This is a genomic window from Bacillus sp. XT-2, from assembly GCF_025696525.1.
In the GTDB taxonomy this organism is placed as follows: Bacteria; Bacillota; Bacilli; order Bacillales; family Bacillaceae; genus Bacillus; species Bacillus halotolerans.
This window is the reverse complement of record NZ_JAHVOC010000003.1, coordinates 192,702-210,681: the sequence shown is the minus strand read 5'-3', so window position 1 is coordinate 210,681 and position 17,980 is coordinate 192,702. Positions and strand designations below refer to the sequence as shown.

The window sequence follows — 17,980 nt, the reverse complement described above, 5'->3', positions numbered from 1 at the left end:
ACAAGATGATTACATATGTTTTTCCAGGACAAGGCTCCCAGCAAAAAGGAATGGGACAAGGACTTTTTGAGCAATATCAGCATTTGACGGACCAAGCAGATCAAATACTTGGATATTCAATCAAAAAACTCTGTACTGAAAAAGGCTATTTCGATGTCAATCATACTCAATATACTCAGCCTGCTTTATACGTGGTCAATGCACTCAGTTATTTGAAAAAGCAGGAGGAGATCGGCGAAAAACCTGATTTTGCGGCGGGGCATAGCTTAGGAGAATACAACGCGCTGTTTGCAGCAGGCGCATTTGACTTTGGGACAGGCTTAAAGCTGGTGAAAAAAAGAGGCGAGCTGATGGGACGGGTTACTGGAGGCGGTATGGCTGCGGTGATCGGTTTAGATAAGGAACAAGTTGCAGCCGTATTAGAAGAACATCATTTACATACGATTGATGTGGCAAATGAGAATACACCTCGGCAAATTGTGATTTCCGGGCAAAAAAAAGATATTGAAAAAGCGGGAGCTGTTTTTGAAACCATCCAGGATGTAAAGCTGTTCCACCCGTTAAACGTAAGCGGAGCTTTTCATTCCAGGTATATGGATGAAGCAAAACAAGAATTTAAGCAATTTATAGAAACATTCCATTTTGCGCCTTTGTCTTTTCCGGTTATCTCGAATGTATATGCAGAGCCTTATCAACAGGAAAGGCTGAAAGAGACCCTGTCTCAACAAATGAACAGCACGGTTAGATGGACAGACAGCATTCGTTTTCTTATGGGAAGAGGAGCAATGGAGTTTGAAGAAGTCGGTCCTGGAAAGGTGTTAACCGGCTTAATTACCCGCATAAAAAATGAAGCGGAGCCGTTAACACATCATGCTGATTCAACAGAGAAAAATGTCTTTCCCGGCCAGCAAAATGAACAAGCAGAAACTGACGCCCATTCAGCTCGAATTTCTGCTGAGATTACAGCTCATTCATTAGGAAGTGCCGAGTTTAAAAAAGACTATCAACTTACATATGCTTATCTTGCAGGAGGAATGTACCGCGGTATTGCTTCGAAAGAAATGGTTGTAAAGATGTCAAAAGCGGGGATGATGGGGTTCTTTGGCACGGGCGGTTTGGATCTGAATGACGTTGAGGATGCGATTCTGTCTATTCAAGGCGAATTGGGGCAGGGACAAGCCTATGGCATTAACCTGGTGCACAATATGAAGCATATTGAATCAGAAGAAAAAATGATTGATCTTTTATTGAAACATAATGTGAAACATTTGGAAGCCTCCGCATTTTTAAGTGTCACTCCTGCTTTAGTAAGATATCGCGCCAAAGGATTGAAACGGCGTCCAAACGGTGAAGTGATATGTTTAAATCGAATGATAGCGAAAATCTCAAGGCCGGAGGTTGCCGAATCCTTTATGAGTCCTGCGCCGGAGAATATGGTAGAGAAGCTTTTAAGAGAAAACAAAATCACAACTAGTGAAGCTGAGTTATTGCGGGAGATCCCTGTGGCAGAGGATATTTGTGTGGAAGCAGACTCAGGCGGTCATACGGACGGCGGTGTCGCATACAGCTTGATGCCGGCGATGACATTATTAAGAGACGAAATGATGAAAAAGTATCGATATAACAAAAAAATACGCGTCGGTGCGGCAGGCGGGATAGGAACTCCTGAGGCGGCGATGGCTGCCTTTATGCTCGGTGCTGATTTTATCTTAACCGGCTCAATCAATCAGTGTACGGTTGAAGCGGCCACAAGTGACAGAGTGAAAGATTTATTGCAGCAAATGAATGTTCAAGATACGGCGTATGCGCCAGCGGGTGATATGTTCGAATCGGGCAGCAAAGTGCAAGTGCTGAAAAAAGGTGTGTTTTTTCCGGCGCGAGCCAGCAAGCTGCATGAACTTTACCAGCGATTTGGATCATTGAGTGAGATCGATCAAAAGACCTTAACTCAGCTTGAGGAGAAATATTTTAAACGCAGTATCGAAAAAATATATGAAGATATTAAATTACACTATCCATCGGCAGAGATTGAGAAGGCTGAACGGAATCCGAAACATAAGATGGCATTGATTTTCAGATGGTACTTTAGGTACAGCTCGCAATTGGCGATCAGCGGAAGCGAAGAGTCTAAAGTCGATTATCAAGTTCACTGCGGCCCTGCGTTAGGGGCTTTTAATCAATGGGTCAAAGGCTCGGAATTAGAGAGCTGGCGGAACCGTCATGTGGATGACATCGGGAAAATATTAATGAGAGAAACCGCAAAGTTACTTAACGACAGAATTGCATTATTTTCTCAAAAGGCGCTTTAAAGTCTATTGTACAATAATAAAAGATTGAATATTGCGAAAAAATGGGCCGAGCCTGCATGTTTAACATTTCATTTTAAGGAGAGACAAACGTTATGAATAAACAGAAAGTCTTCGAAGTATTGATTACTAATATTTGTGAGGTTCTTCCGGAATTGGACGGACATCGTTTTGAGCCTGAAGATCGATTAGCTGATTTAGGGGCTGATTCTGTAGACAGGGCTGAAATTATAACCATGGTGCTTGAGGATTTATCATTAAAAATCCCTCGTGTCGAGCTGTCTGGTGTGAACAACATCGGCGAATTAGCTGAGGTGCTTTATGACAAAGTACAATCCGCCTGAGATTCTGGTGACCGGTGTCGGAGTAACGGCAGCGATCGGCCAAGGGAAAGAGGCTTTTGTTTCTTCGTTATTGTCTGGGAGGCATGCCTTTGAAGTGATGCAGCGCCCTGGCAGACAAAAAGACAGCCGGTTTATTGGGGCTGAAATTCCTTCGTTATCTTATCCGGACCGTCTTTCTAAGAAACTGCTAAGAAAAGCGTCATTTTCCAGCCGGGCTGCTTTGGTTACTCTCTCAGAAGCCTGGGAGGAGGCGAAGTTAGACGATGCTGGTTCCGCACGTATCGGGCTGGTAGCAGGAGGATCGAACTTTCAGCAAAGAGAGACCCTCCAGCATTATGAGAATTATAGGGACCGCTCTGGTTTCATGTCGCCAGCATATGCACTGTCTTTTATGGATAGCGATCTTTGCGGTCTTTGTACAGAACAGTTTGGAATCACCGGTTTAGCTTATACGGCGGGAGGTGCTTCCGCAAGCGGCCAGTTAGCGGTGATTCAAGCAATTCAGCAAGTCCTGTCAGGAGAGGTAGATATTTGCATCGCACTGGGGGCGTTAATGGATATTTCCTATATGGAATGTGAGGCGCTTAGGGCTTTAGGCGCTATGGGAACGGATAAATATGCTGATGAGCCGGAAAAAGCGTGCCGTCCCTTTGACCAGAACAGAGATGGATTTATTTATGGAGAATGCTGCGGCGCATTGGTGATAGAACGAAAAGATACGGCTGTCCGCCGGGGCGTAAAACCCTATGCTGCATTGTCAGGATGGTCAATCAAAGTAGATGGGAACCGCAATCCTGATCCTTCTTTAGAAGGGGAGATCTATGTCATACAAAAGGCATTGGAGCGAGCCGGTCTCACACCTGAAGAAATTGATTACATAAACCCTCATGGCACGGGTTCTTTCATTGGAGATGAAATTGAATTGAAGGCGCTGCATGCTTGCGGTCTTTCTCATGCTTATATAAATGCAACAAAATCAATAACCGGGCATGGGCTCAGTGCAGCAGGCATTGTTGAGATTATTTCTGTACTGCTTCAAATGAAAGAATCACGCCTGCATCCGAGCCGGAATTTACATGATCCAATTGATCCTTCCTTGCATTGGGTGACGGATCAATCAATTTCACACGACATAAAAAACGCGTTGAGTTTAAGCATGGGTTTTGGCGGAATGAATACCGCTGTTTGTATACAAAACATTGAAAAATGCGGAGGCGAATCATAAATGGTTTCTGCTGGAATAGAAGCGATGAATGTCTTTGGCGGAACGGCATACCTTGATGTCATGCAATTAGCCAAGTACAGACATTTAGATACTGCTAGATTTGAAAATTTATTAATGAAGGAAAAAGCGGTAGCACTGCCTTACGAAGATCCTGTGACCTTTGGAGTGAATGCGGCTAAACCGATTATTGATTCACTAAGTGACGCAGAGAAGGACAGGATTGAATTGCTGATCACCTGTTCCGAATCTGGGATCGATTTTGGAAAATCATTAAGCACCTATATCCATGAATATTTAGGGCTCAATCGCAACTGCCGTTTGTTCGAAATAAAACAAGCCTGTTATTCAGGAACTGCCGGATTTCAAATGGCAGTGAATTTTATATTATCCCAGACGTCTCCGGGTGCCAAAGCACTGGTCATCGCCAGTGATATTTCCCGTTTTTTAATCGCTGAAGGCGGAGACGCTTTAAGTGAGGATTGGTCCTATGCCGAACCGAGTGCCGGAGCGGGAGCAGTGGCTGTTTTGATAGGCGAAAATCCCGAGGTGTTTCAAGTTGATCCCGGGGCAAACGGCTATTACGGCTACGAAGTGATGGATACGTGCCGTCCCATTCCCGACAGTGAGGCGGGAGATGCTGACCTGTCTTTAATGTCATATTTGGATTGCTGTGAACAAACGTTCTTGGAATATCAAAAACGTGTACCCGGGGCTCATTATCAAGATACGTTTCAATATCTAGCCTACCATACGCCTTTTGGCGGGATGGTGAAAGGGGCGCACCGGACGATGATGCGTAAGATGGCAAAGGCGAAAACGGCCGAGATAGAAACTGATTTTTTGAAACGGGTACAGCCTGGATTGCTCTACTGCCAAAGGGTCGGAAACATTATGGGAGCCGCATTGCTTCTGGCGTTGGCTAGCACTATTGACAAAGCGCAGCTTGACTCGCCTAAACGAATCGGCTGTTTCTCCTATGGTTCAGGCTGCTGTTCTGAATTTTACAGCGGAATAGCAACGCCTCAAGGCCAAAAACGCCAGCGTTTATTTGAAATCGAGAAGCACTTGGACAATCGATATCATCTTTCAATGGATGAGTATGAAACGCTGTTCAAGGGAAGCGGGATGGTCCGGTTCGGAACTCGTAATGTCAAGCTGGATCTTGAGATGATTCCGGGGGTATTGCAGTTTCATCAAGAAAAGCCGAGGCTGTTTTTAGAAGAAATTTCTGAGTTTCATCGCAAGTACAGGTGGATGTCGTGACATACCAAACGATTAAGGTCCGGTTTCAAGAGTCAATTTGCTATCTAACCTTTCATCGTCCTGACGCTAATAATACGATCAATGACCAATTAATCGATGAATGTTTACAAGTGATGAATCAATGTGAGACAGCTTCCGTTACGGTCATTGTTTTAGAGGGGCTCCCGGAGGTATTTTGTTTCGGAGCGGATTTTCAAGAAATATATCAGGAGATGAAAAGCGGCAGAAAACAAGCGAGTTCTCAAGAACCTCTCTATGATTTGTGGCTGAAATTGCAGACTGGTCCTTTTGTCACCATTTCACATGTGCGGGGAAAAGTAAATGCCGGAGGTCTTGGATTTGTGGCTGCCAGTGATATTGTCATTGCGGATCAAACTGCATCATTCAGTCTGTCCGAGTTATTATTTGGTCTTTATCCAGCTTGTGTGCTGCCATTTCTGATTCGCAGGATCGGCTATCAAAAAGCGCATTATATGACATTAATGACAAAACCGATTTTTGTTCAGGAAGCCATGGAATGGGGCTTGGTAGATGCCTATGACGCTCAAAGCGAGGTCCTGCTGAGAAAGCATTTATTGCGCTTACGGCGGTTAAATAAAAAGGCAATTGCGCGGTATAAACAGTTTATCAATTCATTGGATGACCGCCCGCGCCGTACGAAATCCATGGCTTTAACTGAAAATCAAGACATGTTTTCCGACCCTCAAAATCAAATGGGAATCATAAGGTACGTTGAAACGGGGCAGTTCCCTTGGGAGAAGAGCCCGTAAACTGTGTGAAATACATACAATCAGAAACCGTTAGGAGGACATCATGACGCATTCTGTTGTAGAGCTTTTTGAAATCGAGCCCGCTATTATTCAGGTCAAGATGCATGACCGTGTTCATAAAAACGCGTTTTCGCAAGAACTCACAGACGGATTAATTCAAGCGTTCGAATTCATTCGCAATCAACAAAACTATAAAGCAGTGATTTTAACGGGATACGACAATTATTTTGCTTCAGGCGGAACACAAGAAGGTTTGCTGAGAATCCAGCAAGGAATCACCAAGTTTACTGATGACAATCTCTATTCTCTGGCACTTGATTGCAGAATTCCCGTCATTGCTGCCATGCAGGGTCACGGAATTGGGGGCGGCTTTGTCATGGGGCTCTTTGCTGATTTTGTTATTCTGAGCAGGGAGAGTGTGTATACCACTAATTTTATGAAATACGGGTTTACACCAGGTATGGGAGCTACTTTTATCGTTCCCCAAAAACTCGGGTTCAGCTTGGCGCAGGAGTTATTAATGAATGCAGGCAATTACCGGGGAGCCGATCTCGAAAAAAGAGGAATACCCTTTAAAGTCCTCCCTCGATCTGAAGTTTTGGAGTATGCTGTGGAGCTGGCGCGTGAGCTGGCGGAAAAACCGAGAAACTCCTTAATTACACTAAAAGACCACTTGGTTGCGCCGCTTCGCGAGCAGCTTCCCAGCGTGATAGAACAGGAGCTCGTTATGCATGAGAAAACATTTCATCAAGACGAAGTCAAAACGAGAATCACAGGTTTATATGGGAATTAATTGAATTAGAAACGATCGTCGTGTGATACATAAAAATGTGCAGGTGAAATGGAGGCAGCTCTATGAGAAATGATGTGAATACCCGCGGATTAGCTAATCCCTCTGTCAGTTATGGGGAGCCATTACATATATCCGAAGATCAACCGGCTACAATACCCGAGGTTTTATACAAAACTGCAGTGGAGCTTGGAGAAACAAAGGGGATCATTTATCTGCAGCCGGATGGAACTGAGATTCATCAATCTTACGGCCGTTTATGGAAGGATGCGCTGCGTATTGTGAAGGGGCTCCGTCAATCTGGCCTGAGAGCAAAGGACAATGTGATCTTGCAGCTTGGTGACAATTCACAATTTATCCCTGCTTTCTGGGGCTGTGTTTCAACTGGAATTGTTCCGGCGCCTTTAGCTGTTGCCCCGGCGTACACAGAGTCGAACAGCGGGACTCAAAAGCTGAAAGACGCATGGACACTTCTTGACAGGCCGCCGGTGGTTACGAGTCGGGAATTGCTTCAGGAAATGATTGATTGGGCAAAAGAGCAAGAACTTGAAGGTTTTCGCGCCTTTGCTGTCGAGGATCTTTACCGTGATGAGATGGAAACCGACTGGCATCAAGCTCATCCTGAAGATTTGGCGCTTCTGCTGCTGACTTCAGGGAGTACGGGCACTCCCAAAGCAGTCATGCTCAATCACAAAAATATTTTAAGCATGGTGAAAGGCATTATTCAAATGCAAGGTTTTACAAGAGAGGATATCACGTTTAACTGGATGCCGTTTGATCATGTCGGAGGCATTGGGATGCTTCATTTGCGGGATGTCTATCTTGGCTGCCAAGAAATCAACGTCGCAAGTGAAACGATTTTGATGGAACCTCTAAAATGGCTTGATTGGATTGATCATTACCGTGCTTCTGTTACGTGGGCGCCGAATTTTGCTTTCGGACTTGTCACTGATTTTTCTGATGAAATGAAAAATCGAAACTGGGACCTGTCATCCATGCGCTATATGCTCAATGGCGGTGAAGCGATGGTCGCTAAAGTCGGGCGCAGAATGCTAGAGCTTTTAGAACCTCACGGATTGCCTGGTGACGCGATTCGCCCTGCATGGGGCATGTCTGAAACTTCATCCGGCGTGATTTTCTCTCGTGAGTTTACCCGTGCCGCAACAAGCGATGATGATGGTTTTGTGGAAATAGGCTCCCCGATTCCTGGATTCTCCATGAGGATTGTGGATGACCATAATGAATTGGTTGAGGAAGGCGAGATCGGCCGTTTTCAAGTCTCTGGCCTCTCTGTTACCAGCGGATATTATCGGCGCCCGGATTTGAATGAGAGTGTGTTTACGGAGGATGGCTGGTTTGAAACTGGCGATCTCGGTTTTTTGCGCAATGGGCGTCTAACCATTACGGGCCGTACGAAAGATGCGATTATTATTAATGGTGTCAATTACTACAGCCATGCGATTGAATCCGCGGTTGAAGAATTAGCGGAAATCGAAACTTCTTATACTGCCGCTTGTGCTGTCCGTGTGAATAACAATACAACGGATCAGCTGGCTATCTTCTTTGTTACTTCCACCCAGATGAATGATGATGAAATCGTTCAGCTTCTTAGAAACATACAGTACCATGTCACGCAGACAATCGGTGTGACTCCCGAATTTTTGCTTCCGGTGCATAAAGAAGAGATTCCGAAAACAGCTATAGGAAAGATTCAGCGCACACAGCTGAAAACGGCATTTGAAAATGGGGAGTTCGACCACTTGCTTCACAAACCGAACCGTATAAACGGTGAGGGAGAGACACAAGAAGCAGATGATGCCAAAAGAATAAGAGAAGATATACAGGAATATCTGCTCAGTTGTTTTACTGATGAGCTTCATGTTTCCCGCAATTGGATTGAGTCCAACACCAATATCCAAAGCCTTGGTATTGACTCTATTAAGATGATGAAGCTTATTCGGGCGGTCGAGAAAAAATACCGCATCAGACTTACAGCCAGAGAGTTATATAAGTATCCTGCAATCGAATCACTGGCAAACTATCTGTCTGAAAAAGAAGATTTGCGGAGCAGCCTGTCTGGTGACAAAGATAGCATTGACGCACCCCAATCAGAAGAGGCGGAAAAAAAGCAAGCAGCCTTTCAACCTCTTTCTGAAGTTCAAAAAGGTTTGTGGACTTTGCAAAAAATGTCACCTGAAAATAGCGCTTATCACGTACCTCTCTGTTTTCGATTTACGTCAGCGCTTCACCTTGAAACCTTAAAGCAAGCTTTTCACTATGTGCTGAAACAGCATCCGATATTAAAGCATGTGATTCAAGAACAAGACGGAGTGCCTTGCCTCAAAAATGAGCCGGCGCTGTCTCTTGATATCAAAACAGAAGACATTTCGGATATGAAAGAGTCTGACACAACTGCTTATCTTAGAAAACAAGTAAAAGCACCGTATGTAAAGGAAAACAGCCCGTTAATGCGCGTCCGTGTTTTTTCCAGATCAGAAGAAGAGCACTTTATGCTTGTGGTTATTCACCATATTATTTTTGACGGGATTTCTTCCCTGACGTTTATTCGCAGCCTTTTTGACAGCTATAAGCTTCTATTAGAAGGACAGGAGCCGAAAGAGTCTGTTTCACCGGCCGTTTATCACGATTTTGCCGCTTGGGAACAGAACATGCTTGCCGGTGAAGACGGCGAGAAACATCGTTCGTACTGGCGGAAACAGCTATCGGGCACATTGCCGAATCTTCAGCTGCCGGCTGTAAGCACCAGTACGTCCGTTTCAGAGTTTAAGGAAGACACATACGCTCGGCGGCTGCCCAGCAGTTTAATGAAGCGTGTCAGATCGTTTGCCAAAGAGCATTCTACAAATGTTTCAACGGTATTGCTGAGCTGCTATATGATGCTGTTAGGCCGTTATTGCGATCAGAAAGAACTGATCGTCGGCATGCCTGCGATGGTGAGACCTGAAGAGCGATTTGATTCCTCTATTGGGCATTTTCTCAATATGCTGCCTATCCGGGGTGAACTGAAAGCGGCAGAAACTTTTTCTGAGTTCGTTTCGAGATTGCAATTCACAATCCTCGATGGACTGGATCATGCGGCTTATCCTTTTCCAAAAATGGTGCGGGATTTGAATATTTCTCGCCAGCAAGCAGGTTCACCTGTTTTTCAGACAGCTTTTTTCTATCAGAATTTTCTTCAAACTGGAAGTTATCAAAGTCTGTTGAGTAAATTTAAGGATTCCTTTTCTGTTGATTTCGTTGAGAGTATTCATCAAGAGGGTGAATACGAATTGGTGTTTGAGCTATGGGAAGAAGAAGAAAAAATGGAGCTGAACATCAAATACAATACTGGGCTGTTTGATACCGTTACTATTTCCGCTATGTTCGATCACTTTGTTTATTTAACAGAACAGGCTGTTGGGAGTCCTTCTCAGACTTTAAAAGAGTATTCCTTATTAACTGACGAAGAGGAACAAATGATTCTCAGAACGTGGAACGCTACTGACAAGAATTATCCACATGCGTGTTTTCATGAGTTATTTGAGCAGCAGGCGAAAAAGACGCCTAATCGGGCGGCTGTCAGCTATAAAGGTGAAACATTGACGTATCGGGAGCTTGATGAAAAAAGCACACAGCTGGCCATATATTTGCAGGCGCATGGAGCGGGGCCGGATCGCTTGGCAGGTATCTATGTGGATCGATCGCTGGAAATGATTGTGGGTTTATTGGCGATTCTCAAGGCAGGAGGAGCATATGTGCCGTTAGACCCGTCTTATCCGGCTGAGCGATTGGAATACATGCTGAAGGACAGTGAAGTCTCCATTACACTGACTACTTCCGAATTGGCCAATACTTTAAGCTGGAATGGGGTTCAGACAGTTTTGTTAGATCAGGACTGGGATGATGTCACTCAAGCCGCTTTTGATCGACGTGTTCTTTCGCGCACCGTCAAGCCGGAAAACTTGGCTTATGTCATTTATACGTCCGGCAGCACAGGGAAGCCCAAAGGTGTCATGATTCCGCATAAAGCGTTGACAAACTTTCTCGTTTCTATGGGTGAGACGCCCGGTCTTTCATCAGCGGATAGCCTGCTTGCTGTGACAACCTACTGTTTTGATATAGCTGCTTTAGAGCTATATCTGCCTTTGATAAAGGGGGCGCAGTGCCATATTTGCCAAACTGAACATACAAAAGACGTTGAAAAACTGAAGCGCGACATACAAGATTTGAGACCGACAATCATGCAAGCAACTCCTGCGACATGGAAAATGCTCTTTTATTCAGGCTGGAAAAATGAAGAGGGAGTCAAGATTCTATGCGGAGGCGAAGCCTTACCTGAAAAACTAAAGCGGCATTTTCTCAATACGGACAGCGAAGCCTGGAATATGTTCGGACCTACGGAAACAACAGTCTGGTCTGCGGTCCAGCGTGTGAATGAAGAAAGCTCTCACATCACGATAGGCCGGCCTATCGCAAATACACGGATTTATATTACCAATTCGCAGCTTACGCCTGTCCCGGCTGGTGTCCCGGGAGAGCTTTGCATTGCGGGGGACGGAGTGGCAAAGGGCTATTACAAACAGGGTGAATTGACGGATGAAAGATTTATAGACAGCCCTTTTGAGCCTGGGTCAAAGCTTTATAGAACAGGTGACAAGGCACGCTGGCTTCCGGGAGGCAGGATTGAATATATCGGCCGCATCGACAACCAGGTGAAAATACGCGGATTCCGCATTGAGCTTGGCGATATTGAAAGCCGGCTTAATGAACATCCGGCTATTCAGGAAAGCGTCATTCTGGCAGCTGAACAGGATGGAGACGAGAAGCTCGCTGCCTATTATACAGGGAAAGATGCAAATTTATCTCTATCATCAAGGGAGCTGCGGAATTATTTAAAAAACAGTTTACCAGCCTATATGGTGCCTTCTTATTTTACCCAGCTTGACCATATGCCGTTAACACCGAACGGCAAGATAGACAGAAATACTCTGAAGAAACAAAAAGTGACAGCGAAGCAGCCAAGGCAAGGGAATATTGCTTCTATGAAAATACAGGAAACTATTTTATCTATTTGGCAAGATGTACTGAACGTTTATGACATTGAGCAGGAAGACGGATTTTTCGATGTGGGAGGCGATTCGCTTCTCGCTGTTACGGCTGCCGAACGCATCAAGCATGAACTATCCTGTGAGTTTACTGTCACAGACTTGTTTGAATACTCAACGATCAAAGGCATCAGTAAATATATCACTGAACAGCAAATGGCGGATACTGGTTTCTCTTTGACTTTAGCATCAGCGGAAAAGTCAGATAAGCCTATTCACATGCAAAATGTTACTGGTGATTTTCCGGATTATTATGAGGACAGTGTAGCGATTATTGGGATATCGTGTGAATTTCCAGGTGCGAAAAACCATGCTGAGTTTTGGGAGAACCTTAGAGACGGCAAGGAAAGTATTAAATTTTTCAGTACAGAAGAGCTTCGGAGTTTTGGTGTTTCAGAGGAACTGACTGAGAGCTCACGGTATGTCCCGGCTAAATCCTCGATTGAAGGGAAGGACGAGTTTGACCCAAGCTTCTTTCAAATATCACCTAAAGATGCTGAATTTATGGATCCGCAGCTGCGGATGCTCATGACTCACTCCTGGAAAGCGATAGAAGATGCCGGTTACGTGTCCAAACAGATTCCGGAAACGAGTGTTTATATGTCAGCAAGCAATAATTCATATCGCGCGCTCTTGCCAAAAGAAACAACGGAGAGCCTTGAAACGCCGGACGGTTATGTATCGTGGGTGCTTGCACAGAGCGGAACCATTCCGACGATGATTTCTCATAAGCTCGGATTGAAAGGGCCTAGCTATTTCGTTCATGCCAATTGTTCTTCTTCTTTAATCGGATTGCATTCTGCCTATCAAAACCTGATGTCTGGTGAATCTAATTATGCTTTGGTCGGCGGAGCGACATTGCACACCGAGTCAAATATCGGATACGTACATCAGTCAGGTTTGAATTTTTCAAGTGATGGGCATATTAAGGCATTTGATGCCTCTGCCGACGGAATGATTGGCGGTGAGGGCGTTGCCGTTGTATTGCTCAAAAAAGCGGCGGATGCCGTAAAAGACGGCGACCACATCTATGCGTTGTTAAGAGGCATAGGTATAAATAACGATGGAGCTGACAAAGTCGGCTTTTATGCTCCAAGTGTAAAAGGACAGGCGGACGTGATTCAAAAGGTCATGAATCAAACGAATATTCAGCCTGAATCCATCAGCTATGTGGAAGCGCACGGTACAGGTACGAAGCTTGGAGATCCAATCGAGCTGTCAGCGTTGACGGCAGTTTACAGGCAGTATACAAATAAAAAACAATTTTGCGGAATCGGATCGGTCAAATCCAATATAGGACACGCTGATACGGCCGCCGGGCTGGCAGGCTGCATTAAGGTTGTGATGAGCCTTTACCATAATGAGCTTGCTCCTAGCATCAATTATAAGGATCCGAATCCAAATACAGACTTAGCTAATTCTCCTTTTTACGTCGTCGATCAAAAGAAAGCATTGAGTAATGAAATAAAAACGCACAGGGCTGCACTTAGTTCGTTCGGGCTTGGCGGGACAAACACTCATGCGATTTTCGAGCAATACAAAACAGTTTCTGCTGATCAGAAACAAACAGGGGCCTGCATCATTCCGATATCGGCAAAAAATAAAGAGCGGCTGCATGAGTATGTACATGGCATTTTGGTTCATTTGGAAAGAAGAGGGCTTGAAAGCGGCCGTCTGGCTGATTTTGCTTATACCCTTCAGGTCGGGCGAGAAGCAATGGAATATCGGGTTGCCTTTATCGCTGATCATGTGGATGAGTTAAAACAAAGGCTGGCTGATTTTATCAATGGAAATTCACCAATAGAAGGCTGTTATCAAGGAGAGAAGCAGCAAGCCAAGGATGTTTCATGGCTGACAGAGGATGAAGACAGCGCGGAACTGATTGGGAAGTGGATCGAAAAAGGAAAAGTGAACAAGCTGGCGGAGATATGGAGTAAAGGAGCGCATATTGATTGGCTGCAGCTTTACAAAGATGTGCGTCCAAACAGAATGAGTTTGCCGACATATCCTTTTGCAAAGGAACGATACTGGGCATCACAGGATGATCACAAGCTTTCGGGAAGAATGTCCGCTAAACAGACAGGCGTCAGTGCATTGCATCCGCTGCTTCATCAAAATACGTCAGACTTTTCTGAGCAGAGATTCAGTTCAGTTTTTACAGGTGAGGAATTCTTTCTGACAGATCATGTGGTGAGAGGGAAGCCGGTGCTCCCTGGGGTTGCCTACCTTGAAATGGCGCAAATGGCTGTAAACAAGGCTACAGGCAGCATAAACGAACAGGATGTCAGAATCAAATTAAATCACGCCGTTTGGGTTCAGCCTGTAGTGGTCGAGAGTCAGCCGGTTCATGTGCATATCAGTCTCTTTCCAGAAGAGGATGGGAAAATCACATATGACATTTACAGTACCGGAGAAGGGTCAGGCTCAGCCATACACAGTCAAGGCAGTGCGGAACTGATAACTGCAGCAGAAAAGCCGGCTTGGGATCTTGGTGAATTACAGCGCCGCTGCAGCCGGAAGGAGCTTTCGCCTCACCAATTTTACGAGGAAGGCAGAAGCAGGGGAATGTTTCATGGTCCGGCATTCCAAGGAATTCAGAAAGTGAATATCGGAAACAGAGAGGTTTTGGCACGATTGCAGCTGCCAGCATCTGTTTCTGACACACAGGAACGTTTTGTGCTGCATCCAAGTATGATGGACTCCGCTGTTCAGGCTGCCACAATCTGTATCATGCAGGAATTTACTGAGCAAAAATTGATTTTGCCGTTTGCGCTTGAAGAACTTGAAGTGATCAAAGGATGTACGTCTGCGATGTGGGCATATGCCCGGTTAAGTGACGGTGATCACGGCGGAGATATGGTGCAGAAAGCGGATATCGATTTGTTTGACGAGACTGGGGACGTATGCGTAAGGATGAAGGGATTTTCAACAAGAGTGTTGGAAGGAGAAGTTCATTCGCCAAAACCTGCAGTTACACATGAGCGGTTAATGCTCGAGCCGATTTGGAATAAGCAGGATGAGGTGATCGCTAAAGAGGTGACATCTTACGGAGAGCATCTCGTTGTCTTCTGTGAAACCGAACGAAAGGTCAGCGACGGCATTGCATCCCGCATGCAGAATGTGCATGTCATTACTCTGAATGAAACTGAGGGGAATATCGCTGAACGTTTTCAAAGCTATACACAGCAGGTTTTTGAACTCATACAAAAGAAGATTCGCTCTAAAGCTAATCTGATCATTCAAGTGATTGTGCCGGGGAAAGGCGAGAAGCAATTGTTTGCGGGAATGTCCGGATTACTCAAAACAGCAGAATTGGAATACAGCAAACTTACAGCTCAGGTCATTGAGGTCGAGAATCCGGAAGAGATCATTGGCCTTCATCAAAAGCTGATAGACGACAGTCAGAGGCCTGATGACAAACAGATCAAATATGAAGCTGGTGACCGCTTTGTCAAAGGCTGGAGTGAAATAGCGCGTCCGGCAGCTGCTGAGCTTCATATGCCATGGAAGGATAATGGCGTTTACCTTATCACAGGTGGAGCGGGGAGCTTAGGCCTTTTGTTTGCAAAAGAAATTGCCAATCGAGCCGTTCATCCGGCCATCATTCTTACGGGACGCTCAGTCTTAAGTGAGCATAAGGAGCAGGAGCTTGAGGCTCTCCGAAAGTTGGGTGCAGAGGTTATCTATAAACAGGCTGATGTTGGAGATCAAAAGGCGGTCTCACGGCTCATGGATGAAATCAAAGAGACGTACGGCCATCTCAATGGAATTCTTCACGGTGCAGGCATCATAAAAGATCACTTCATTGTGCACAAAACAAATAAAGAGTTTCAAGAAGTGTTACAGCCAAAAGTGAACGGTTTGTTTTATCTAGATGAATGCAGCAAAGATTGGCAGTTGGACTTTTTCATCTTGTTTTCTTCTGTGTCCGGATGTTTAGGAAACACTGGACAAGCAGACTATGCAGCAGCCAATACATTTATGGATGCATTTGCCGTGTACAGAAACGCGCTTGCCGTGTCTAAGAAGCGGAACGGCACAACCATTTCCTTCAACTGGCCGTTATGGAAAGAGGGCGGTATGCAAGTTGATGCTGAAATTGAAAAGAGTATGTTGAAAAACGCAGGAATGGTCCCGATGCAAAGTGATCACGGCATTAAAGCCCTTTATCAAGGAATCGCTTCAGAAAAGCCGCAAGTATTCGTGATGGAAGGTCAGCTTGCGAAAATGAAGCAAAAATTGCTCTCTTCCGGGTCTAAAATCAAACGGACGGATCATAAAAGCGCAGATAAACATAACACCCAAACCCGTAAATTGGAACAGTCTTTCATCCAGATGGTCGGAGAGATTTTAAAAGTTAACACTGAAGATATTGATATCAATACAGAACTCAGCGAGTACGGATTCGATTCGGTTACGTTTACTGTATTTACAAACCGGATTAATGAAGTGTACCAATTGGAGTTAGCGCCGACCATTTTCTTCGAATATGGAAGTATACGAAGCCTGGCTGAATATGTAATGTCTGAGTATCAGGATGAATGGCTGCCTCAAGATGTAGCCGTCAGCGGGACTGATGAACCATCCAACTCTTTATCTGCTGCAGACAGCCTGCAAGCTTCATTGAGTCACATGGTCAGCGTCATTTTAAAAGTGAACGTTGAAGATATCGATATCAATACAGAGCTGAGTGAGTATGGCTTTGATTCAGTTTCATTCACTGTATTTACGAATCAGATTAACGAAGCATATCAATTGGAATTGACGCCGACCATTTTCTTTGAATATGGAAGGATTCAAAGTTTGGCTGACTATCTGATAGATGAATACAAGGAGGCTTTTGCTGAGGAGAACGTAATATCATCGGTTCCTGAAAAAGATGAAGAAACAGCTCCTGCGGCTCCAAGCATGACAAAGAGGAGAAAACAGCGCTTTAAACAGACTGTTATGCCAAAAGAGGAAAGAAACACAAATCAGACTGCCGATTATGAGCCGATCGCCATTGTCGGCATCAGCGGCCGATTCCCTGGAGCCAATGACATAGATGAATTCTGGAGAAATCTTGAGGAAGGCAAAGACAGTATCACGGAAGTCCCGAAAGACCGTTGGGATTGGCGGGAGCATTTTGGAAATCCTGACTCAGAAGCCAATAAGACTGACATCAAATGGGGCGGATTTATTGATGGTGTAGCAGAATTTGATCCGTTGTTTTTTGGGATATCACCCCGTGAAGCCCATTATGTAGATCCTCAACAGAGGCTGTTAATGGAATATGCATGGAAGGTGATAGAAGATGCTGGATGCTCGCCGCAGAGCCTTTCAGGTACAGGGACAGGCATCTTTATCGGCACAGGAAATACAGGATATAAAGATTTATTTACTAAAGAAAATCTCCCGATTGAAGGACATGCCGCAACAGGCCATATGATTCCTTCGGTAGGTCCGAATAGAATGAGTTATTTCTTAAATACCCATGGTCCAAGTGAACCGGTAGAAACGGCTTGTTCAAGCTCGCTTGTTGCGATTCACCGTGCTGTGACTGCTATGCAAAGCGGCGACTGTGAGATGGCAATCGCAGGAGGCGTGAACACGATATTAACCGAGGAGGCGCACATTAGCTACAGCAAAGCTGGCATGCTGAGCAAAGACGGTAGATGTAAAACATTCTCTGCTGATGCGAATGGTTATGTCAGAGGAGAAGGTGTCGGAATGGTCATGCTGAAAAAACTGACAGATGCTGAGCGCGATGGGAATCATATTTACGGCGTCATTCGGGGTACGGCAGAAAATCACGGAGGAAGAGCCAATACTCTGACATCTCCTAATCCGAAAGCGCAAGCTGATTTGCTGGTGCGTGCATATCGCCGGGCAGGCATAGATCCAAGTACAGTCACATATATCGAAGCGCACGGAACGGGGACTGAATTGGGAGATCCGATAGAAATAAACGGGCTGAAAGCCGCGTTTAAAGAACTGTCTAATAGGGATGAGCACACACAGCCGGAAGTTCCGGATCATCGATGCGGGATCGGCTCAGTTAAAAGCAATATCGGTCATTTGGAGCTGGCAGCGGGTATTTCTGGCCTGATTAAGGTACTGCTGCAGATGAAGCATAAAACCTTGGCCAAAAGCCTGCATTGCGATACGCTCAATCCTTACCTGCAGCTTACTGACAGT

7 protein-coding genes (1 of these 7 running past the window's edge) are annotated in these 17,980 nt (G+C 45.1%); all 7 read left to right on the top strand.

Annotated features, from left to right (window positions below):
- Window positions 1-5 precede the first annotated feature (5 nt).
- Window positions 6-2,309: an ACP S-malonyltransferase gene (gene fabD / locus KXD37_RS10780; RefSeq protein WP_106020774.1), complete on the top strand. Its 2,304-nt coding sequence runs from the start codon at window positions 6-8 to the stop codon at window positions 2,307-2,309.
- 92 nt (window positions 2,310-2,401) lie between these two features.
- On the top strand, window positions 2,402-2,650 hold the full coding sequence (locus KXD37_RS10775; RefSeq protein WP_024121473.1) for an acyl carrier protein: 249 nt from the start codon (window positions 2,402-2,404) through the stop codon (window positions 2,648-2,650).
- A complete protein-coding gene (locus KXD37_RS10770; protein ID WP_151175040.1) occupies window positions 2,628-3,875 on the top strand; it encodes a beta-ketoacyl synthase N-terminal-like domain-containing protein in 1,248 nt (415 codons plus the stop codon). Before KXD37_RS10775 ends, KXD37_RS10770 begins: the two co-directional genes overlap by 23 nt.
- Window positions 3,876-5,138 (top strand): hydroxymethylglutaryl-CoA synthase family protein, encoded by a 1,263-nt coding sequence (locus KXD37_RS10765; protein WP_106020778.1) that lies wholly within the window; start codon window positions 3,876-3,878, stop codon window positions 5,136-5,138. It begins immediately after the preceding gene.
- On the top strand, window positions 5,126-5,908 hold the full coding sequence (locus KXD37_RS10760) for an enoyl-CoA hydratase/isomerase (protein ID WP_106020780.1): 783 nt from the start codon (window positions 5,126-5,128) through the stop codon (window positions 5,906-5,908). The genes KXD37_RS10765 and KXD37_RS10760 overlap by 13 nt, the downstream gene beginning before the upstream one ends.
- 43 nt (window positions 5,909-5,951) lie before the next feature.
- Window positions 5,952-6,701, top strand: coding sequence for a polyketide synthase (locus KXD37_RS10755; protein ID WP_103671436.1), 750 nt, complete (start codon window positions 5,952-5,954; stop codon window positions 6,699-6,701).
- 62 nt (window positions 6,702-6,763) lie between these two features.
- Window positions 6,764-17,980 carry the 5' portion of a non-ribosomal peptide synthetase gene (locus KXD37_RS10750; protein WP_263463524.1) on the top strand. The gene runs 3,936 nt beyond the window's last position, so 11,217 of the gene's 15,153 nt are visible here — the first part of the coding sequence; the start codon lies at window positions 6,764-6,766; its stop codon lies off the right edge, out of view.